Here is a 20,138-nt window from a genome sequence, read left to right as displayed (position 1 = left end):
GTCCGGCGAGCCTCGCGGGCCGCGCGGAGCGCGACATGGACAGCGGAAGAGCGCTGATCGAGCGGCTGACGCCGCTCATCGACGAACGCAGCGGGGTCCTCTCCAGGGTCTCTCGCATCACGTTTCCCCCCGGGTACGAGGGGCAGATGTTCGGCTTCTCGGCCGAGGTCGCGCGGCACGCGGCGCTGCAGCCGCTCCAGGTGTCGCTCTCGGAGCCGCTCGTCGGGCACGGCACCGCGCTCGACGAGACCACCGCGAAGGTGCGCTCCCTCTGCGAGGCGATCGAGCGGTACTGCTCCGTCATGTACCCGACCGCGGGCGTCCGCTTCGCGTCGCGGCGGGAGCTCGGCGGCGAGGCGATCGATCTCGGGCGCCTGCCCCGGGCGTCGGCGCGGGAGAAGGCGCGCGCGCGGCCCTTCGACCTCCCGCGCGAGCCGGGCGAGGACGACAAGCTCGCCTGGGTGCGCGGCTACTCGCTGACCCGCGCGGCGCCGCGCTGGATCCCGCTGACCGCGGCCTACATGGGGCTGCCGCTGCCGGTGTCCGAGCACGTGATCCTGCCGATCTCGACGGGGTTCGCCGCCGGGGGCGATCTCGAGAGCGCGATCCTCTCGGGGCTCTTCGAGGTGATCGAGCGCGACAGCCTCGCGCTGTTCTGGCTCCACCAGCTCCCGATGCCGCGCCTGTCCGACCCCGCGGCGCTCGGGCCCGGCGTGGAGGAGCTCGTCGAGCGCGCGGCGCGCGCCGGGATCACCTCGCACCTGTTCGACTGGACGACCGACGTGGGCGTGCCGGTGGTGGGGGTCGTCCAGACGACGGAGCGCGGCGCGCCGCACGTGGTCGCCATGGGCGCGTGCCGCGCGACCGCCGCGGCGGCCGCCCAGCGCGTGCTCGAGGAGGCGGGCAGCCTGCGCGTCGGCCTCGCCTACGCGGGGCGGGCGGTCTCGCGCGCCTCGTTCGACGAGGAGCCCGCGCGGCCGCCCGAGGATTTCGGCCTGCTCTACGCGGGCGAGGACGGGCCGGCGCGGTTCGCGTTCGCCACCGAGGGAGCGCCGGCGCGGAGCGCGCCGCCGCCGCCGCTCTGCCCGGACGGGGGCGACGCGCTCCGCGCCATCGTCCGCCGCCTCGCGGACCTCGACATGGAGGTGCTCGTGGTCGACGTGACCCAGCCCGAGATCCGCGACTTCGGGATCGTCGTGGTCAAGGTCGTCGTGCCCGAGCTCATGCCGATCACGTTCTCCCACGCCGTCCGTTACCTCGCGCACCCGCGCCTCTACCGCGCCCCGGAGTCGCTCGGCTACGGCGCGCGCAGCGAAGGAGGAATCGTCGATGATCCGATCCCGTTCTCCTGAGGGCGCCCCCGTCCTCCTGCTCCGCGGCGGAAACCTCGGGCGACGCGCCGAGCAGCTGCTCGCCGAGGAGGGCGTGCCCGCGCTGGTCCTCCCGGTCGACGCGCCCGCCTTCTCGGTCGACGGCGCGGCCGCGGTGCTGCTCGCGGCGGACCGGCCGTACCCCCGCGTCGCCGAGGCGATCGACGACGCGTGCTGGCAGCGCGGCGTCCCCTGGATCCAGGCCTACGCGCTCGCGCACGAGCTCGTGGTCGGCCCCGCAGTGATCCCCGGGCGCACGCCGTGTTACACGTGCTGGGCGCGGCGCGTCCGCTCCCTCGCGCCGGACGTCGCGGTGCACGACGCCGTGACCCGCCTCGCCTCCGAGCCGGGGGAGCGCTCCTGGTTCCGCGGCGAGCTCGCCGCGCTGAACGAGCAGATCGCCGCCATGGCCGTGGCGGAGACGCTGTCGCTCCGCGCCGGGGAGCGCCGCCCGCGCGCCCGCCGGCTCGGCCAGTGGTGGGACGGAAATGCTCTTTCCAATGTCCTGCGCTCCCGGCAGTTCGCGCGCCTCGGCCGGTGCGCGCGCTGCGCCGCCGGGGAGCAGGCCGACATGACGTTCCGCGCCCTCGAGGACCACTTCCGGCGCCGCCCCGTCGCGCCCCGGAACCCACCCCTGACGCCCGCCGGGAAGGACAGCTCCGATGAGCACGCAGCACGCTGAACACGACGGTTACACCGCGCGAGAGCTCGCGAAGGTCGCCGAGAACACCTGGGAGCTCCGCATCCCGGAGCGGCCCCGGTTCGTCGAGGATCTGCTCCGGGTCCGGGTAGGGGAGGGGCTCTGCCTGCTCGGCGGCCAGCCCCAGCTGCTCGAGGGGCGCTCGCTCGAGTGGGTGTTCGGCGCGTTCGTGCCGCTGCTCGACGGGACGCGCACCGTCCCGGAGCTCGCGGCGGCGGCGGGCACGTCGGTGCAGAGCGCGAAGGACGTCCTGTACCTGCTGCAGCTCCACGGCGCGCTCGAGGAGGGCAGCGGCGAGGGCGACGCCTCCGAGGAGGCGGAGGCGCGGTTCGGCGCGCAGATGGCGTTCTTCAGCCGCAACCTGCGCGTCACCGGGCTGTTCCAGAGCCGGTACGAGGCGCAGCGGCGGCTCGCCGAGGCGAGCGTGGCCGTGGTCGGGCCCGCGGCCGAGGCCGAGGTCGCGCGGGCGCTGCTGCTCTCGTCCGGCGTGGCGGCGGAGGTCGTCTCCGGCGGCGACGACGCGTGGCGCGCGCTCGCCGCGGGGGCGCCGCCGTCGCTCGTCCTGTTCCTCGGCGACCGCGCGGCGCAGGAGCGCTTCTTCCCCGTGGCCGCGGAGCGCGGGTGCGCGGTGCTGTACGTGGATCTCGACGCCTTCCGCGTCGGCCCGCTGACGCTCCCGCGCGTCTCGGCCTGCCCGCGGTGCGTGCACCTCCAGGTGGAGGACGACCTCGCGCCCGCGGCCCCGCCCGCGGCGCGGCGCCTCTGGGCGCGCGCGCTCGTGAGCCGGGCGGTGCAGGGCGCGATCGCGCACCTGTCGGGCATCGCCCCCGCGATGCCGCTCGAGGTCGTCGAGGTGTGGAGCCCGGAGGCGGGCGAGACGCGCGCGCACCAGGCGATCGGCCGCCTGCCCGGGTGCCCCGTGTGCGGCGCGCCGGCGGAGCCGCGCACGCTGGAGATGCGCGACGGGCACGCCGAGAACAGGGCGCTCTACTTCCACGACGTGGTGTCGCTCAAGCCGTGGCACATGAAGCAGCCGGCCGGCTACCAGCACCACCTCAGCGCCTCGGTGCGGCGGCTCCAGCGCTCGGCGCAGCGCGAGAGCCGGTGGGCGCGCAAGGTGCCCGTCCGCGCGCGCGGCGAGCGCGACGGCCGCGCGCCGCGCGCCGAGCGCCCGGCCGCCGGGCACCTCGACGCGCCGGCCCGCGCCGTGCTGGGTCCCTTCCAGGCGGAGCCGGCCGAGCTCGATCGCGATCGCGTGGCCACGCTCCTCCGCTGGAGCGCTGGCGGCGACGTCGTCCCGCTCCCCGGCGGCGGGTTCCATTACCGCCGCGCGATCGCCTCGGGCGGCAACCTCGGCTCGGCCGAGGTGTACCTCGCGGCGCGCTCGGTCCCGGGCCTCGGGCCCGGCGTGTACCACTACGTGCTGGCGGACGACTGCCTCGAGGTCCTGCACGAAGGGGCGCCGGACGCGGCCCTCGCCGCGAGCTTCGGCGCGGGCTCCGGCTGGGAGCGCGCCGACGCGGTCGTCGTGATCGTGAGCGCGGTCGCGCGCGTGTGCGCGAAGTACTTCGGCCGCGGGTACGTCTACACGCTGCTCGACGCCGGCGTCATGGCGCACCGGCTCGGCATGCTGGCCGACCACCTCGGCCTCGCCGCGGGCTTCGCGTGGGACTTCGACGACGCCGAGCTCGCCTCGCTCGCGCGCGTGAACGGCCGGGACATGGCCCCGGCGATGGCGGTGTTTCTCTCCGGAGCGCCGCGCGCGCCGCGCGCGGGAAAGGGGGCAACGTGAGCAAGGTGCAAGCGGTGGACGACTCGCTGTTCGCGACGACGGAGCGACCCTGGTCGGTCGTCGCCGCCATGATCGAGGGGACCCGGGCGCGCGCGGCCGGCGCGCCGCTCGCGCCGCTCGCGCCCGAACACGCGGCGCCGTGGCCGCCCGCGCGCGCCCGCGTCGCCCTCCCGGAGCCCTCGCCGCGGCCGGGCGACGGCCGCACCGTGGCCGAGCTGCTCCGCGCCCGCCGGAGCGGCGGCCTCGCGCCGGAGGGCATCGCGCTCGCGCCCTTCGCGACGCTGCTCTCGGTCACGGGGCGGGACGTCGCGGGCGCGTTCTTCCCCGACGCGAAGCTCGCCCCGCAGGTGTGCCCGGTGGTCTTCGACGTCGAGGGGCTCGCGCCCGGCGCGTACCGCTACCGCCCTGACGTGCACGCGCTGGAGGCGCTCGGCCCCGCCGACCGCGACGCCGTGCGCGACGACGTGCTGCTCCAGTGGGAGCACGGCGGCGCCGCCGCCCTCCTGTTCCTCGTCGTCCCGCTCGCGTCGTGGCTCCGGCGGTACGGCGACCGCGGCTACCGCGCCGCCGCGATGAGCGCGGGGTGGGTGGCCGACCGCCTCTACGTCGCGGCCGAGCACCTCGGGCTCACGTACTCGGCGAGCGGCGGGTTCGCGCCCGCCAAGGCCGACGAGCTCTTCGGCTTCGACCGCGTCGAGCGGACCTGCTTCTTCTCGTTCGTCGTCGGCGGCGCGCGGCGGCGCGCGGCCGACGTTGTCGGCGGCGCGCAGGGCGCCGCCGGGGGCGTCGCCGACGGCGCGCAGCGCGACGCCGCGGGAGGCGCGCAGCCATGAGCGCCGCGATCGCGATGGCGGCCGCCGGGCCGCGCGAGGGCGCGGCGCGAGGGCGCAGGTGGCGGCTCGAGCGCTGGGGCACGGCGCGTGTCGCCGGCCTCAGCGCGGACGTGCTGCCGGCGCTGCGGCTCGCGGGCGCGGCCGCGGCCGACGAGGCGCTCGCGCGCGCCGAGGCGGAGCTCGAGGCCGCGCAGCGGGCCGCGGCGGAGCGGGCGCACGCGGAGGTCGGCGGCTGCGAGGACCGGGAGCTCCGGCGCGCGCTGCTCGACGTCAAGCGGCGGCTCTTCAACGGCAAGCCGGCCTCGCTGCCGGCCGCGGTCGCGCAGGGCGCCTCCGAGGCGCTCCGGGGCGAGCTCGCGCGCGTCGAGCGGCTCTCTACCGCGCGCGCGGAGGCGAGCCGCGCCTTCGAGGAGGCGTTCGCCGCCGGGTGGCAGGCCGCGTCGGCCGCGCTCCGCCGGTGCCTCTCGGACGAGGCGGTCGCGCGCGGGATGCTCCTCTCGAGCCCCGATCTGCGCTGCGCCGCCGAGCACCTGCTCGCGCGCCCCGCCGGCAAGCCGCCCACGGCCGCGGAGCAGATCCGCGAGGCCGCGCTCGCGCGCTACGTGTTCCGGGCGGCGACGCGCACGACGCCCTTCAGCTCCTTCGCCGCGGCGGCGCTGCTCGACTGGCACGACGGCGACCTCGATCTCGATCTCGATCTCGATCGAGGCCTTGCGCGCGCGCGCCCGGGCGAGCTCACGTACGAGAGCCGCCCGCAGATCCACGCCGGCGCGCTCCAGGCGTGGCTCACCCGGACGCTCTCGCCGGAGGCGGCGGCCCGGCTCCCGCTGCGCCTGAACCCGCTCCGCTACCGCGACGAGGGCGCGCCGCCCGCGCTCGTGTTCGCGCAGGCCGGCGTCGCGGCGGACGCGCCGGGGGCCGCCCCGCGCCTCGGGTTCGGCCTGTCCTCGCTCGACCTAACGCCCGGCGTGGAGCGCGTGCTGCGGCTCGCCGCGGGCCGGAGCGAGGTCGAGGCGGCGGCCGCGCTCGCCGCGGAGGGGCACGACCCCGCGGCGGCGCGCCGGGTCCTTGCCGAGCTCGTGCGGCTCGGCGTGCTCGAGCGCGTCCTGCCGCGGCCGGGCGCGGACCCGTCGGCCCTCGAGGCGCTCGCGCGCGCGCTGCGCGGGATCGACGCGGCCGCCGCCGATCGGGTCGCGCTGCTCGCCGGGCACCTCGCCCGCTACGGCGGCGCGCCCGCGAGGGAGCGCGCCGCGGTGCTCGCCGCGATCGAGCGCGAGCTCGGCCCCCACGGCCAGCGCGCCGCGCTCGTCGAGGACGTCTCGGTCCGCGGCCTCGCGCCGGGCGACTTCCCCGCGCCGCCGGCCGATCTCGCCGCGGACCTCGAGCCGGCGCTCGCGCTCGCCCGCGCCAGCGCGTCGCGGAGGACCCACCGCCTGCTCACCGAGGCGTTCCTCTCCGCCTACGGTCCGGCGGGGACCTGCAATGACGTCCCGCGCTTCATCACCTCGGTCGTCACGAACGGCGCGCTCATGCGGGCGCTCCGCTTCTCCCAGGACCCGATCGCGTGGATGGCGGCGCCGCTCGGGCGCGCCGTCGCGTCGGCCGAGGGCGACCGCTGCGCCCTCGATCCCGCGCTCTTCGAGGCGCGCGCGCTCCCCGCGACCTGCGATCGGCTCGCCGTGTCGGCCTTCGTGCAGCTCGCCGCGCGCCCCGGGTCGCCGGACGTCGCGGTCGTCCTCAACGGCCTCCAGAGCGGCCGTTACAAGTACCTCTCGCGCTTCCTCGCCGAGGGCGACGCCGCCGCGAGGGAGGCGCGCGCGCGCCTCGCCGCGGAGGGCGGCCCGCGCCCGGTCGAGATCGACGCGGGGCTCGGCCTGAACTTCCAGCTCCACCCGCCGCTCACCGCGGCGGCGATCGAGCTGCCGTTCGAGGCCGTCGCCGAGGATCGCCCTGCCGTGCGCCTCTCCGAGCTCTCGCTCCGGTACGACCCGGCGGCGTCGGAGCTCCGCGTGTGCTCCCTCGCGCTCGGCTGCGACATCGAGCCGATCCACCTCGGCTTCCTGCGCGACACGAACCTCCCCGACCCGCTCTTCGTGCTCCGCGCGCTCTCGCCGCGCATCGCCGACGAGACCGTCGCCGAGCGCGCCGACCTGTACAACCTGCTCGACGCGCGCGATCTCGCGGCCGGCCGCCGGCTCCGCGACCACCGCCCGCGGCTCGAGGTCGGCCGCCTCGTCCTGGAGCGGGCGCGGTGGGCCGTCCCGGCGGAGGAGATCCCGCGCAAGGCCGCAAGTGAGCGATACAGCTCGTTTTTCCGGCGGGTCGCCGCGTTCCGTCGCGCGCGCGGGCTGCCCGAGCGGGGCTTCGCGCGCCACGTCGCCTCCGGCGGCGGCGCGGTCGCCGCGCTCGCGGCGAGCCGCATGCTGATCGACTGGAGTAGCCCCGCGACGCTCGCGGGCCTCGACCGCCTGCTCGGCCCCAAGGACGCGGCGGCGCCGGGCTGGCTCGTGATCACCGAGCTCCTGCCGGAGCCCGAGGCCGCGCCGCTCCGTATCGGCGGGCGCCCGCATGTGGCGGAGCTCGTCGTCCAGCTCCGATGGGAGGCCGACCGTGCACCGTGACCGCTGGCTCTACGCGCAGATCTTCCACGACCCGGGCCCGGGAGGCGCCGCGACCGACGCGCTCGTCCGCGAGCTCGTCGAGCCCACCGCGCGCGCCCTGATAGCGGAGGGCGCCGTCGATCGCTTCTTCTTCCTGCGTTACGCCGAGGGGGGGAACCACCTGCGTTACCGCGTGCGCCTCGCCGACGACGCGCGCGTCCCGGCCGTGGCCGCGCGGCTCGAGGCGGAGCTCGCCCGGGTCGGGGCCGCGGCGCGCCTCGCCTGGGCCACCTACGAGCCGGAGACCGAGAAACACGGCGGCGCCATGGGCCAGGAGATCGCCGAGCGGCTGTTCTTCGCGTCGAGCCGGCTCGCGTGCGCCGTGATCGCGCGCACCCCGGGCGGGACCGCTGGCCGCGCGCTCGTGGCCGCGTGGGCGCTCCGCGAGCTGTTCGCCTGGGCCGGGTACTCGGGGGTCGAGCTCCGCGTCCGGCTCGGCGACTACGCCGCGTACTGGCACCGGTTCGCGTGCTCCTGGATCGGAGAACACGCGCCGCTCGAGCCGAGCCCGGTGGCGGCCTCGGCGGTGCGTACCCTGCTGGACGGCCCGCCCTCCGGGCTCGCATCGCTCGCGGGCGACGAGGCGCGCCGGTGGTCGGCCGAGACGTCGGCCGGCGCGGCCGCGCTGCGTGCGCTCGCGGGGGCGGGGGAGCTCGAGGCGCCGCTCGTCCGGGTGGTCTTCAACCTGGCCCACACGTTCCACAACCGCCTCGGCCTGGGGATCCTCGAGGAGCCCTTCGTGGCCGCGCTCGTGTCGCGGGCGCTCCGCCACGAGGGCGAGCGCGAGGGGGCACGCGAGGGGGCGCGCGAGGGCGCGCGTGAGGGGGCGCGCGAGGGCGCGCGCGACGGCGAGGTGCCTCGTGCGCTCCCTTGATCCGCCGGCGGCCTGGGCGCTGATCCTCGAGGCGACCGGGCGCCGCGCGCCGCTCGTCGTGGTCGCCCCGGGCGGCGCGGCGCCGCTCGCCGCCGCGTGGCGCGACGCCGTGCGCGAGGCGGGCGTCGATTGGATCGAGGCGCCGGGGGTCGATCCCTCGGCGCCGCGCCCCGGCGAGCCCTTCGGCTTCTGGCTCGACTGCGCGGGCGCGATCGATCCTGCGCGCCCGCGCGCGTCCTGGCTCGAGCCCGTGCGCCGCGCATACGCGGATCCGTGCGGGCCGATGCTGCCCGACGGCAACGCCGTCGCGTTCGCGCTGCTCGGGCAGCTCTCGCCGCTCCTGAGGCGGCCTTCGGTGCTCGCCCTGCGCGGCCTCGAGCGCGCGACGGACGACGACCTCCTCGTGCTCGGCTTCCTCGCGCGCGCGCTCGGCGCGGCGGGGGTCGTGCTGGTCGTGTTCGCCGAGGCGTCGTGGGACGACGCCGGCCTCGAGCGGCGGCTGTCGCGCGCGGGCGAGGTCTCCCTTGCGCGGGCCGTCGCGCCGGACGCCTCGCCGCGGCCCGCGCCGGACGCCTCGCCGCGGCCCGCGCCGGACGCCTCGCCGCGGTCCGCGCCGACGCCGGCGCGCCGCGCCGAGGGCGAGGCGGCCGGCGTGGCGCTCTGCGCCGCGGGGGCGCTCCACGAGGGCGTCGCGACGTTGTCGGCGGCGCTCGCGGCCGCGCCCGAGCCGCAGGCGCCCGAGCGCGCCGAGGCGTGGCTCCACCTGGCCATGGCGGCGCTGCAGACGCATGCCCCCGAGCTCGCGCTCCGGGCAGCCCGGATCGCGCGGACCGCGGCGGATGTGCCGTCGGTCCGGAGGAGGGCGCGCCGCGTGCACATGGCGGCCCTCCGCCAGGCGGGGCAGGCCGAGGCGCTGCGCGAGCTCGGGCTCGCGGCGTACGCCGAGAGGGAGGCCGCGCCGGATCCCGGCGAGCGCTTCTGGCTGCACCTCGACGCGGCGCTCGGCTGCTCGATGCTCGACCCCGAGGGCCGCCACGAGGCGCTGCTCGACGTGATCCTCGCGGGGCGCGACGTCCCGGAGGGCTGCCGCGCGACCGCGCACCTCTGGAAGGCGGCGCACGTCTTCGCGCGCGGGCGCCCTGCCGAGGCGGCGACGCTCGTCGTCGAGCGGGAGCGCGCCGCCGAGGCGGCGGCACTCCAGGAGCGCGGCCTCGCCGGCATCGAGGCCATGGGCGACGTCACGCGCGCGCTCTTCGTCCGGGCGCGCCTCGGGGCGACGCTGGAGATCGCGGGCCGCCCGGCCGACGCGATCGCGCACCTCGAGGTCGCGGCCGAGCGGGCGCGGTGGTGCGGCGAGCGCGCGCTCGCGGCGCTCGCGACCGCGGAGGCGGTGACCGCGTGCGCGGCCCTCGGCGAGCGCGCCCGCGCCGAGGCGCTCGTCGCGCGCGAGCGCGCGGCCTCGACGCCGGGCGAGCGCGCGGGGGAGAGGCCGCGGCGCTCGCTGCTCGAGCGGCGCGCGCGCGCTCACCTCGCGATCGCGCGCGGGGCGTCGCTCGAGGCCCGGCGCGAGGCCGAGGCGCTGCTCGCCGAGGCGCGCGGCCTCCCCCCGCAGCACGCGCAGGCCGCCTTCGCGGAGTGCTGCGAGGCGGTGTACCTGCTCGCCGACGCGGCCGCGCTCGAGGGCGATCGCGAGGCCGCGCGCGCGCTCGCCGGCGCGGGGCTCCGGCTCGCCGCCGACGCCGCCCCGGAGGACCGCCCGAGGCTGCGCGCGCGCGGCGCGCTGCGCGCCGAGCGGCTCGTGAAATCGAATGTAAGAGACGGCGATCACCCCGCGTAGTCCTGTTCAGCGGGGGCCAGCGCAGCCCGGAACGGGCCGCGATGGAGCGATGTAGCCGGAGCTCGCCACACCCGTGCTCTACATCGCCCGAAGGCCGCTCATGGCGCGCGGACACGCCGTGTCCGCGCTCGATGTGGCGCACTCACGAGGAGACAGACCATGAAGAAGGAAGACAGGAAGCTCAACGACACCGCTGCTGAGATCCGGACGGAGGCGCAGATCCTCGACGCCGTTCGCGACATCGAGCTCACGGTGCGCGAGATCCAGGAGAACCCGAACAAGCTGATCGCCGCGAAGGTCAGCACGCTCAGCTCGCTCTGCACGAGCGCGTGTTTCTCCTCGGCGAGCACCATCTCGACCAACATCGAGGATCAGGGGACCGACGGCGAGGTCGCCGAGCGCATCCACGAGCGCGCGCTCGCCGACGGCTGAGACAGCCGAGCCGGGGAGAGCCGGCCGGCCGCCGCGCCCGCGAGGGCGGGACGGCCGGCCGGCTTGCCCTTTTTTGTGTAGTATCTGCGCGTGTTCACTCCGAAATCAGGTGCCGGGCGCCTCGCGCTCGCCGCGCTCTCCGCGCTCGCCGTCCTCTCCGCGTGCGGGGGCGCCGAGCGGCAAGACCCCCAGTTCGCGGACGCGACCGCGGTCCCGCTCCCCGGCCCGCCCGGCGCCGCGCCGCTCGACGCGCCCGGCGGCGAGCCCGAGGAGCTGCCCGGCGTCGACACGTCCGAGCTCGTCCGCCGCGAGCGCCACACGTGGTGGCAGCTCGTCTCGCAGCTCTACGCGCCGTGCTCCGATCAGGCGGTGTCGATCGCGCAGTGCGTCCGCGAGTCGCGCCCGTGCGCGGCCTGCGTGCCCGCCGCGCAGCTCGTCGCCGACAAGATCCGCGGCGGCGCGAGCGCGGCGGAGGCGCAGGCGGCGTACGGCGTGAGGTTCGGGCCGAACGTGAAGAAGATCGATGTCGCGGACTCCCCTGCTCGCGGCCCCGAGCGCGCGCCGGTCCAGATCGTCGTCTGGTCGGACTTCGAGTGCCCCTCGTGCAAGCGCGCCGTCCCGCTGGTCGACGAGGTGTTCGAGCGCCACGCGCCGCACGTCCGGCTCGTCCACAAGGTGTATCCGCTGCGGTCCCACCCGCACGCCGAGGCCGCGGCGCGCGCCGCCGTCGCGGCCCACGGCCAGGGCCGCTACTGGCAGATGGAGCGCCTCCTGTTCGAGAACCAAGACCGGCTCGAGGAGGCGGATCTCCTCGGTTACGCGCAGAAGATTGGGCTCGACCTGGCCCGGTTCCGCGCCGACATGAAGGGCGACGCGGCCGCGAAGGTGATCGAGCGCGACAAGGCCGAGGCCGACAAGGCAGGTCTCTCGGGGACGCCGTTCATCGTCGTGAACGGGCGCGAGTTCGATCTGGCGCTGTTCAGCCTGCAGGGCGAGCTGGATCGGTGGGTGGAGACCGAGCTCAAGATCGGCGGCGGACGCGAGGGGGCGGCGCCGGGAGCGGTCACGGAGAACGGGGCGCGATAGGCGCGTGCGCCGCGCGAGGGCGGCTGTAGAGCCCTCTGCTCCACGCCTACCGCCTGGCCGACGCCGCAGGCGCGTTCGGCGGCGGCGCCAAGCTTCCGGCCGTCCTCGACAAGGAGTCGGCCGAGGTCGAGGCCCGTCTGCAGAAGGTCTGCGAGCACTTCTTCGCCGACGATCCGGAGCTCGGTCCCGTCCTGCGACGTCTCAGCGCCGGCACGGGCTACCTCGACAGCGCTTACGACCTGCTCGGCTACGCCGACATCTACCAGGCCAAACACGACATCGTGTCCAAGGATCCGCTCCACTACCGTGCGGCCGATCTCCCTGACGCCCGGAGGCTCGCGTCCCAGATCCTCGCCGCGCTCGGCGCCGCGCTGAGCCCCGGGGCGCGCGAGGCGTACGACCTGCTCCAGCGCGCGTGGACGCTCGCAAAGCCGCTCTACGTCGAGGTCCAGGAGCTCGGGCTGCGGTTCCTGCGGTACGAGCCCCAGCGCGACGCGCGGTTTCCGTCACTCTACGTCGTCGGGCGGGCCGGCCAGGGCCGGAAGAGGACGAAGAAGGAACCGGCGGCGCCCGGGGGCGGGGACGTGACGCCGGGTACCGGCGGCGGGGCGGCGCCCGGGATCAACGGCGGGGCGGCGCCGGTGACCGACGGCGGACCTGCGACGCCATTGCCTGCGTAGCTGGACGGATCCAGGGCGGAGGTGTCCGCCGGTGCAGGCCTGCGGTCTCGATCGAGGTTCCGGCCGGCGTTGCAGCTCCCCCGGCTGCTTCGCCCGGGGTCCCGGGCGGAGCTGCAACGCTGCGTGTCCTTGCACCGCCTGATGCCGTTGCGACCGAGCCGGCGTCCCGCCGCCCAACGCTACTCGACCGGCACGACGAGGAGCTTGCGGTCGCCCGACACGAAGACCACGCGGTCGTCGGGCGTGGCGGCCATCGAGATCGCGTCCCGCCTGCCTTCGGGGCTGATCGGCGAGTCCGGCAGGTCAATCGTCGAGAGCTCTGGATACTGCGCGTCGCCTGTCACCTCGGCGTTCAGGTCGTAGACGACGAGGCGCGGACGGCCGCCGTTGTCCCTGTAGGCGAACGCCCTGCTCGAGTCGCGCGACGCCAGCGCGACCCCGCCGGGCAGGTTTCCGGTGAGCGACAGCGCCCGGCTGTACACGATGTAGCGCTGCAGGATCACCCGCGACGCGTCCCCGCTGACGCTCACCGCGACGAGGCTGTGGGCGGGCGGGCCGTAGCTGAACGTGTTGGTCAGCGAGTTGAATATCTGGACGTTCTCCGGCGGAGAGAGCCCGTTTCCGCCTACGTAGATCCTGCTGCCATCGGCGCTCGCGCCTGCCAGGCCCATGAAGAACGAGCCCGCGCCGGAGAGGCTGGTCCGCGGGGAGCTAGCGAGCATGTCGTACAGGTACGCGGGCGAGAAGCCGCTGCACATCGCGTACTGGGACATGATGAGCAGATGTCCGTCGTTGGAGGCGTGCACCTGGTCCAGGTACGCTCCGCAGTGCGGATCCGGGAGCCCGGCGCGCGCCGTCGCCCGGAAGGGGGAGACACCGAGCGGGATGTCGTTGACAGCGTCCTTGGTGGTCGCGATCAGCGAGCGGCCGTTCGTTGCCAGATCGAGGTCGGTGAGCTCCGGCAGCGTATAAGGCGCCTCGACCGTCCAGGTGCCCTCGGCGAACCGGTACCGCTCGATCTGCTGATCGAGGCGGTTCACGGCGTACAGCGTCTGCCGCTCCGCATCGTAGACGAGGCGCCGCCGCGGGCTCGGCGCGCTGAGGGCCTGGTAGCGCATCTCGGTCGGCGCCAGCACGACGAGCTCGGCGTCCGTGCTCGTGATCTCCGCAGGGTTCTTGATGCTCACCGGGTAGCGGCCCTCCGGCAAGGCCGGATAGTTGAACGTGAGCTGCGTGTCGCTCTCCGGGACGAGCGGGCCTATCTCGGTCGTGCCCAGCACCACGGTCAGCGTGGTCCCCGGCGCGTTGAAGTTCACGCCGCGCGCGATCAGCCTGCCGGGCCGACCCGCGGTCCCGATGTACGGCGCGACGAACCGCACGTGCGGCAGCACGAACGGCTCGACGACGGCATAGTCGACATGAACGCCGAAGCTCCTCTCGAGGCTGCTCCCGGGGCGCGAGGTCCTGAAGACCACATCGCCCGAGAGCTCGGTGCCCGCCGGGAACTCCGTGCCGGCGACGGCGACGCCGAAGCGCGCGGGGCTCACGGCGGGGTCGGAGGGCGGCGTCACCGTGAGCCACGGCGGCGCCTCCGCGACGCTGACCTGCGCGCCGTTGAAGGTGGCCTCCACCGTCTGCACGGGCGGCGCCGCGCCGCGCGCCATCGCGACGAAGCGGAGCGCCGCCGGCACCGCGGAGATCGCGAGCTCCGAGTCGGTGGCGCCCCCTCCGCCGGCGGCCCCTCCGCCGGCGGCCCCTCCGCCGGCGGCCGCCTCTCCGCCGACGCCCCCTCCGCCGGCGGCCGCCTCTCCGCCGACGCCCCCCGCTCCGCTGGCGGTCCCTTCCCCGCCCGCTCCCCCGCTGTCCTCCCCTTGTCCTCCGCCGCGGGTCTCGTTGGTACATGCCGCGAGAGACGAACAAAGCAGCACACACATCACGATGTGGGTTGAACCCTTCATGGATCTCCTTGCACCGTCCCCGGGAGCAGGGCCCCGTTCTCTTCGCTGTGCCCTCGAGGGCAGGCGCGTGAGGCGAGGCCGCAAAGCAACGTCGTCTGCCGATCAGCGAACACCCGCCCCGCCTGTGCCTGCGAGCGGCTCCACGCCGCGCCGCGTCCTTGGCGGCGAGCTGCGGTCTTTCGGTCGGCGTCTCGGTCCGGCTCCTGGATGGCAACCTCCGCGCCACCGTCATCGACCCGGGCGGCAAGCCAGGCCCTGGCCCCCTCGGCGCAGGCCGAGCGCGTGACCCGAGGCGTGAAGCCTCGCGTGCGACCGCCGTAAATGCTGGCGCCGTGAACAGCACTCCTCCTTGGATGCTCGCCGCGCCAGCTGGGACCAGACGGCTCCTCGTCGGGAAAACCAACGCAGCTTTTGATCAAACGGATCGATCCGCTTGATCAAACGATCCGATTCGACCGGGAATGACGGGGCGCGATCGTCCCGCCAGCGCGGCCGGAGCGGCGACGATGTCGTGCGCGGGAGGGGGGGCGGCGCCGGCAGACGGCGCGCCGCGCCATGAACGCGGCCGAGGCTCGCGCGCGAGGCAGCGGGCGTCGGGGCGTCGAGGACTCGGCAGGAAGCGCGGGCGTCGCGAGCGCGCCTCGACCGTTCCTCTATCACAGGGCTTGCAAGAAGCGTCGTAGTGGGTCGAACGCTGCGTGAGCCGGATCGATGCCGCTCGCCTGCGAGAGCGCCTGGTGAAACCGGAGGCCGGGGTCCGCGCACATGCCCAGATAAGCGCGGAGCCAGCCCTTGTCGGCTCGCGCCTGAAGCGCGTGAGGCGATCCAGCACAGACGACCAGCGCGTCGACACACGCGGAAAGGCTCGTATTGCTGACTGCCTGCCGACACAGCGTCTCGATGCAGCCGGGAGACACGCCGTCCGGCGCGAAGAATGCGCCGACCGGACGAGCGCTCCCCGAGAGCTGCCCGTGCTTCGGGGGGCCGCTCTCGCCCAGCGCGGCGAAGGCCTTGGACGCGATTGTGTGGGCCTCGGCGACGTTGTCCTCCGCATCGAGGACCAGGCCCACGGAACGGGCGAAGCGAAAATTCGGGTCTGATGCAGCGAGCGCGGCCAGCGCAGGCAGATCATTGCGTCCGCTGCCGTGCCAGCAGGTGAGCCCTGTCCAGATCGAACGGCCCGCTACAGCTTCGCAGACGGCGCGCTCATCTCCACCTTCGACAAGGAGCAAGCCGAAGGGCGCTGACGGAAAGGGCTGATTGGCATGGCGGCTCATCCGCGGATCTCGACGTCCATGCGGCCAGCCGCCTCGACGAGGGTCCGGTCGTACACAGTTGCGGCCGTGTGGTCGCCACGTCGGTCCAGCCTGATTACCCGGAAGCCGTCGTCGTCGAGCGCTGCGAACGCTCGGCATGCCGCCTGGATGCACTCCTCCGAGTGGGTCGTGGCGAAGATCTGGAGGTCGCGCTTCCTGGAGATCGTCGCTACCCAGCGCCATACCGGCTCCAGGATGGAATGATGAAGCCCGTTGTCGAACTCGTCGATGAAGTACGCCCACCCCTGATCCGCAGCAACCGTGAGCCCCATCTCGAAGCAGCGCCGGAATCCGTCGCCCATCATCGCGATGGGAAGGAGTGGAACGTCCCGCCCCAAACGCACGAACAGCTCCGCTTGGGTGCCCGAAGGCGCGAGGAGATCGACTCCGGACACCTCTGTGTCGATCTCGCGCAGTAGGTCGAGGAGCTGGGCCTCATGACCAGCTTGCTTCAACCTCGAGAAATTACGGATCTCAAGATCGCCGATATGTGCTCCTGGACGGCTCCACGTCGCAGCAAAATCTGCAATTCTCGCAGGTAGCTTGAGTCCGGAGCTCACCGAATGGATCTTCTCGTCTCGACGGTGTCCGTCTTTTACCACGCGCATGTCGATTGACCACCTTGGTCGCGCAGGCGCGGATTCGTCTGTGTCTTCGTCGATCACCACGGACGTGGCCTTTGCCTTGTGCAGCTGGACGGTCGTGCTTCGACTGCCCGCGAGACGCGCGGTCAGCGTGAACCCTTGTTCCGCATTCTGGTTCCTGAATAACGGAAGCCAGAACCGGTCGTAGTCCCGCACAGGTGTGTCCGGCAGCCGCTCCTGCTGGCGCCACAATATCGCATGCGCCGCATCGTCGGCGTCTCCGGCGATGGCGAGCGACTCCAGCAATGCCGTCTTGCCGCAGTCGTTCTTCCCGATGATGAGGTTCACGCGCGCGAACCCGTCGACCTCCAGCCGACGGATCCCGCGGAACCCTTCTACCTGGATCGCCTGGATCATGGAGCTTACTTAGCAGGCTGCCGTAGGTCCGGGCGAGCCTCCGCCCGCGCCGATCGCGCCGCCTGACATCCACCGCCACAGCTCGTCCGTCCTCGTCACGGGCGGCCGCTCGCCTCACCCCCGCCGGCCCCTCACCCCAGGTACCGCAGGATCGCCTCCGTCACCCCCGCCGCCACGAGCAGCAGCAGCCCGGCGACGCCGCAGATCAGCGTGAGCTTGTCGTCCCGCCAGCGCGGCCGGAGCGGCACGATGTCGCGCTCCGGCAGCACGACGGCGCGCATCGTCGCGTGGATCGGCAGCCCGCCCGGCCGCGGCGCGACCGGGACGTGCGGCGGCTGGACGAGGCCCATGTTGATGAACCGCGTCACGCCGGCGCGCAGCCGGTCGCCCATGCCCGGGAGCGCGCTGCCGATCGCCACCGCGCGCAGCCACGGCGCCCGCTCGAACGCGCTCTCCATCGCGAGCACCCCGAACAGCTGCCGCAGCCGCAGCATCAGCGCCCGCACCTCCGCGAGGTGCTGGAAGGCGCGCGTCCGCGCCTCGGGCGGGTCCTCCGAGCCCACCCGGGCCAGGCAGTACGACTCCAGCCGCGCGTTCAGGCCCTCGAGCTCCTCCAGGATCCGCGCCGCCGCCTTGTCCACGGGCGTCTCGAGCGGGAGCGTGAAGCCCCACGGCTCCTCCCGCCCGCGCTCCGCCGTCCACTGGAACACCTCGGCGAAGCCCCAGAGCGTGTCGTACCGCGACAGCACCACGTACGCCGGCACGTCGGCGCGCAGCGCGCGGCTCACCTCGACCAGGTACGCGCGCATCCGGTTCGCGTACTCCTCGAGCCCCCGCTCGTCGAGCTCGATGAACTCGGCGATGCTGAGCACGACCAGGATGCCGTCGATCGGCTCGCGCGGCCTCGACCGGAGCAGCTCCTCGCACAGGCTCGCGAGCTCACCGGGCTGCCGCCGCGGGCCGACCACCGACGCCTCCGGCTCGATGAAGAGCGCCTCCTGCGCGAGCCAGTACGAGCACCGCGCCCCGGGCACGCCGATCTGGAGCGGCGCGCCGCCAGGCGGCCAGGTGAGGTTCATCGCGCGGATGACCGTCGAGCGGCCCGAGCCGGGCTCGCCCAGCACGAGGTAACAGGGGACGGCGTGCACGCCCTGCGAGCTCTCCGGGTGCGCCTGCTCGATCAGCGCGTGGACGCTCGCCAGCTCGTAGACGAAGGAGCCGCTCATCGCACCCTTTGCGCGATCGTCCACGCGAGCGCGCCCGCGCCAGCCAGCGCCACGATCGCCGCGACCACCCGCCCGACCAGCGCCGACTGCCAGAGCGGCAGGTTGGGCAGGTGCTGGACCGCGACCCCCTCGACCCGCACGGGCCTGAGCACGCCGCCCTTCCAGTCGCGGTCCGGATCCACGCCGAGCTTCAGCGAGAGCTCGCGGCGGATCCGCAGGAGCTCGTCGGTGCTCTGCCCCGGCAGACCGTAACGGCCCCGGAAGCCGAGCCCGAGCACGCAGGCGTAGGTCGCCATCACCACCTGCGGGCCCTTCCGGACGCGCTCCAGCCGCTCGAAGAACTCCACGCCGGCGTTGTTCGTCATCCACCGCGTCGCCTGCAGCGGCCGCTGCGCCCAGACCGGCCAGAGATCCGGAAGGGACATCGCGAGCTCGTCCGCGAGCGCCGCGATCGCGAACATGCCGTCGTCCACCGCGGCGATCGGCAGCTCCCGCGAGAGCTTCGACTGCTTGAGCTCCTCGAGCAGCAGGTTCGCCTGCCGCAGGACGTGATCGGCCGGCGGACGCCGCGGGGATTGGCGGAGCATGCAGAGCCAGAGGAGCATCTCCTCACCGAAGACGCCGATGGAGGTTTCCACGCGGTCGCGAGCTTACGCCGGGCGCGCGCCGAGCGTCGAGCGCCGCGCGCCTCCAGGGCGCGCACCGGCCTACGCGCGTCGGCCGCGCACCGGCCTACGCGCGCGCCCCCTCAGCAAGCCGCGCCGCCGTCGCGGTGACGCCTCCGCGACGGCGCCGTTGCGCCCGCTCCGTCCCGGCTCACCCCGCTCAGCGGGCGCACCGGAGCGTCGACAACGGGGGGGCGCGCCCCTATGCTCCCGCCGCTTCTCGGAGCCCCCTCCGAGAGCAGGCAGGGACGCGCGGTCGCGGTCCCCTTGAGGAGAGGTCATGTCGGAGATCCAGAGCGTCATCGCGCGCGAAGTCATCGATTCGCGCGGCAACCCCACTGTCGAAGCCGAGGTCATCACGGTGAGCGGCTCCGGCCGCGCGGCCGTGCCGAGCGGCGCGTCGACCGGCGAGCACGAGGCCGTCGAACTCAGGGACGGCGACAAGAAGCGCTTCCTCGGCAAGGGCGTGCTCACCGCGGTGAAGAACATCGAGACGGTCCTCGGCCCGGCCATTCTCGGCATGGATGCGCTCGACCAGGCCGAGCTCGACCAGGTGCTCATCAAGGCGGACGGCTCCGCGAACAAGTCGAAGCTCGGCGCCAACGCCATCCTCGCCGTCTCGATGGCGGCCGCGCGCGCCGCCGCCGACACGGTCGACCTGCCGCTCTGGCGCTACCTCGGCGGCGCCGCGGCGCGCGTCCTGCCGACGCCCCTCATGAACATCCTGAACGGCGGCGTCCACGCGGACAACGGCCTCGAGATCCAGGAGTTCATGATCGTGCCCTACGGCGCCGAGTCGTTCGGCGAGGCGCTGCGCACCGGCACCGAGATCTTCCACACCCTGAAGGGCCTGCTCAAGAAGGACGGCATGGTCACCGCCGTCGGCGACGAGGGCGGCTTCGCCCCGCGCCTCGCGTCGAACCGCGCGGCCCTCGAGTACGTCGTGCGCGCCATCGAGGCCGCCGGCTACCGCCCCGGCGAGGACGTCGGCGTCGCGCTCGACTCCGCCCTCAGCGAGTTCTACGACGCGAAGACCGAGCGGTACACCTTCGACAAGCAGCAGAAGACCCGCGAGGAGGTCGTCGCGATCTACGAGGAGCTCGCGAAGGCGTTCCCGATCGTGTCGATCGAGGACGGCGTCGCCGAGAACGACGAGAAGGGCTGGCGGCTGATCACCGAGCGGCTCGGCAAGAAGGTCCAGCTCGTCGGCGACGACCTCTTCGTCACGAACCCCGCGCGGCTCGCGAAGGGCATCGAGGACGGGCTCGCCAACGCCATCCTCATCAAGCTGAACCAGATCGGCACCGTGACCGAGACCCTCGAGTGCATCCGCCAGGCGGGCGAGGGCGGCTACCGGTCGATCATCTCGCACCGCTCGGGCGAGACCGAGGACACGTTCATCGCCGACCTCGCGGTCGCGACCAACGCGGGCCAGATCAAGACGGGCTCCGCGTCCCGCTCGGATCGCGTCGCGAAGTACAACCAGCTGCTCCGCATCTCGTACGCGCTCGGCGACGGCCAGATCTACGCCGGCCGCGCGCCGTTCCGCCGCTTCGCCGCCCAGGGCAGCGCCCGCTAGCTCGATCCGTCGGCAGTCCGGCCAGGGGTCCGGCCAGGCATGGCCGGGCCCCTGCGCCGCCCCGCCCCGGCTCGCGAGACCGGGCCGCCGCCGCGCCGACGGCGCCGCGGGGCCCGGCTCGCTGCCGCT

At 74.6% G+C, this 20,138-nt stretch carries 16 protein-coding genes; 11 read left to right on the top strand and 5 right to left on the bottom strand.

Annotation, left to right across the window (positions count from 1 at the left end):
* The first annotated feature begins 35 nt into the window (after nucleotides 1-35).
* From WMF43_RS43055 to WMF43_RS43010, 10 genes are all read left to right on the top strand, one after another.
* Nucleotides 36-1,352 (top strand): YcaO-like family protein, encoded by a 1,317-nt coding sequence (locus WMF43_RS43055; protein ID WP_437673959.1) that lies wholly within the window; start codon nucleotides 36-38, stop codon nucleotides 1,350-1,352.
* Nucleotides 1,330-2,052: a TOMM precursor leader peptide-binding protein gene (locus WMF43_RS43050; RefSeq protein ID WP_437673957.1), complete on the top strand. Its 723-nt coding sequence runs from the start codon at nucleotides 1,330-1,332 to the stop codon at nucleotides 2,050-2,052. The genes WMF43_RS43055 and WMF43_RS43050 overlap by 23 nt, the downstream gene beginning before the upstream one ends.
* The gene (locus WMF43_RS43045; protein ID WP_437673955.1) at nucleotides 2,033-3,862 is read left to right on the top strand and encodes a SagB family peptide dehydrogenase; all 1,830 of its coding nucleotides are present in this window, start codon (nucleotides 2,033-2,035) and stop codon (nucleotides 3,860-3,862) included. The genes WMF43_RS43050 and WMF43_RS43045 overlap by 20 nt, the downstream gene beginning before the upstream one ends.
* Nucleotides 3,859-4,695 carry a nitroreductase family protein gene (locus WMF43_RS43040; protein WP_437673953.1) on the top strand — a complete coding sequence of 279 codons (837 nt, stop codon included), beginning with the start codon at nucleotides 3,859-3,861 and terminating at the stop codon, nucleotides 4,693-4,695. The genes WMF43_RS43045 and WMF43_RS43040 overlap by 4 nt, the downstream gene beginning before the upstream one ends.
* On the top strand, nucleotides 4,692-7,316 hold the full coding sequence (locus WMF43_RS43035; protein ID WP_437673951.1) for a lantibiotic dehydratase: 2,625 nt from the start codon (nucleotides 4,692-4,694) through the stop codon (nucleotides 7,314-7,316). Before WMF43_RS43040 ends, WMF43_RS43035 begins: the two co-directional genes overlap by 4 nt.
* Entirely contained in the window at nucleotides 7,306-8,229 is a 924-nt protein-coding gene (locus WMF43_RS43030) for a thiopeptide-type bacteriocin biosynthesis protein (protein ID WP_437673949.1), read from the top strand. The genes WMF43_RS43035 and WMF43_RS43030 overlap by 11 nt, the downstream gene beginning before the upstream one ends.
* Nucleotides 8,216-10,066 carry a hypothetical protein gene (locus WMF43_RS43025; RefSeq protein WP_437673947.1) on the top strand — a complete coding sequence of 617 codons (1,851 nt, stop codon included), beginning with the start codon at nucleotides 8,216-8,218 and terminating at the stop codon, nucleotides 10,064-10,066. Before WMF43_RS43030 ends, WMF43_RS43025 begins: the two co-directional genes overlap by 14 nt.
* Nucleotides 10,067-10,225: 159 nt before the next feature.
* Nucleotides 10,226-10,498: a hypothetical protein gene (locus tag WMF43_RS43020; RefSeq protein WP_437673945.1), complete on the top strand. Its 273-nt coding sequence runs from the start codon at nucleotides 10,226-10,228 to the stop codon at nucleotides 10,496-10,498.
* A gap of 90 nt (nucleotides 10,499-10,588) precedes the next feature.
* Nucleotides 10,589-11,584: a DsbA family protein gene (locus tag WMF43_RS43015; protein ID WP_437673943.1), complete on the top strand. Its 996-nt coding sequence runs from the start codon at nucleotides 10,589-10,591 to the stop codon at nucleotides 11,582-11,584.
* Between the two features lie 281 nt (nucleotides 11,585-11,865).
* Nucleotides 11,866-12,264: a hypothetical protein gene (locus WMF43_RS43010; protein WP_437673941.1), complete on the top strand. Its 399-nt coding sequence runs from the start codon at nucleotides 11,866-11,868 to the stop codon at nucleotides 12,262-12,264.
* 179 nt (nucleotides 12,265-12,443) lie between these two features.
* On the opposite strand, the gene WMF43_RS43005 is transcribed toward WMF43_RS43010, so the two are convergent.
* The 5 genes from WMF43_RS43005 to WMF43_RS42985 form a co-directional block, all read right to left on the bottom strand.
* Nucleotides 12,444-14,222: a hypothetical protein gene (locus tag WMF43_RS43005; RefSeq protein WP_437673939.1), complete on the bottom strand. Its 1,779-nt coding sequence runs from the start codon at nucleotides 14,220-14,222 to the stop codon at nucleotides 12,444-12,446.
* A 656-nt stretch (nucleotides 14,223-14,878) separates the two neighbouring features.
* Nucleotides 14,879-15,499, bottom strand: a complete 621-nt coding sequence (locus tag WMF43_RS43000) for a DUF3226 domain-containing protein (protein ID WP_437673937.1) — start codon at nucleotides 15,497-15,499, stop codon at nucleotides 14,879-14,881.
* Entirely contained in the window at nucleotides 15,496-16,539 is a 1,044-nt protein-coding gene (locus WMF43_RS42995; RefSeq protein WP_437673935.1) for an AAA family ATPase, read from the bottom strand. Before WMF43_RS42995 ends, WMF43_RS43000 begins: the two co-directional genes overlap by 4 nt.
* A gap of 131 nt (nucleotides 16,540-16,670) precedes the next feature.
* Nucleotides 16,671-17,765: a type VI secretion system protein gene (locus WMF43_RS42990; protein ID WP_437673933.1), complete on the bottom strand. Its 1,095-nt coding sequence runs from the start codon at nucleotides 17,763-17,765 to the stop codon at nucleotides 16,671-16,673.
* Complete coding sequence (locus WMF43_RS42985) at nucleotides 17,762-18,403, bottom strand: DotU family type IV/VI secretion system protein (RefSeq protein WP_437673931.1); 642 nt, start codon at nucleotides 18,401-18,403, stop codon at nucleotides 17,762-17,764. The genes WMF43_RS42990 and WMF43_RS42985 overlap by 4 nt, the downstream gene beginning before the upstream one ends.
* A gap of 307 nt (nucleotides 18,404-18,710) precedes the next feature.
* Here WMF43_RS42985 and eno point away from each other — a divergent pair, with 307 nt between their 5' ends.
* Complete coding sequence (gene eno, locus WMF43_RS42980) at nucleotides 18,711-20,009, top strand: phosphopyruvate hydratase (protein WP_437673929.1); 1,299 nt, start codon at nucleotides 18,711-18,713, stop codon at nucleotides 20,007-20,009.
* Nucleotides 20,010-20,138 lie beyond the last annotated feature (129 nt).

Source organism: Sorangium sp. So ce131, from assembly GCF_051519095.1.
In the GTDB taxonomy this organism is placed as follows: domain Bacteria; phylum Myxococcota_A; class Polyangia; order Polyangiales; family Polyangiaceae; genus Sorangium.
This window is presented reverse-complemented; position numbering and strand designations above follow the sequence as displayed.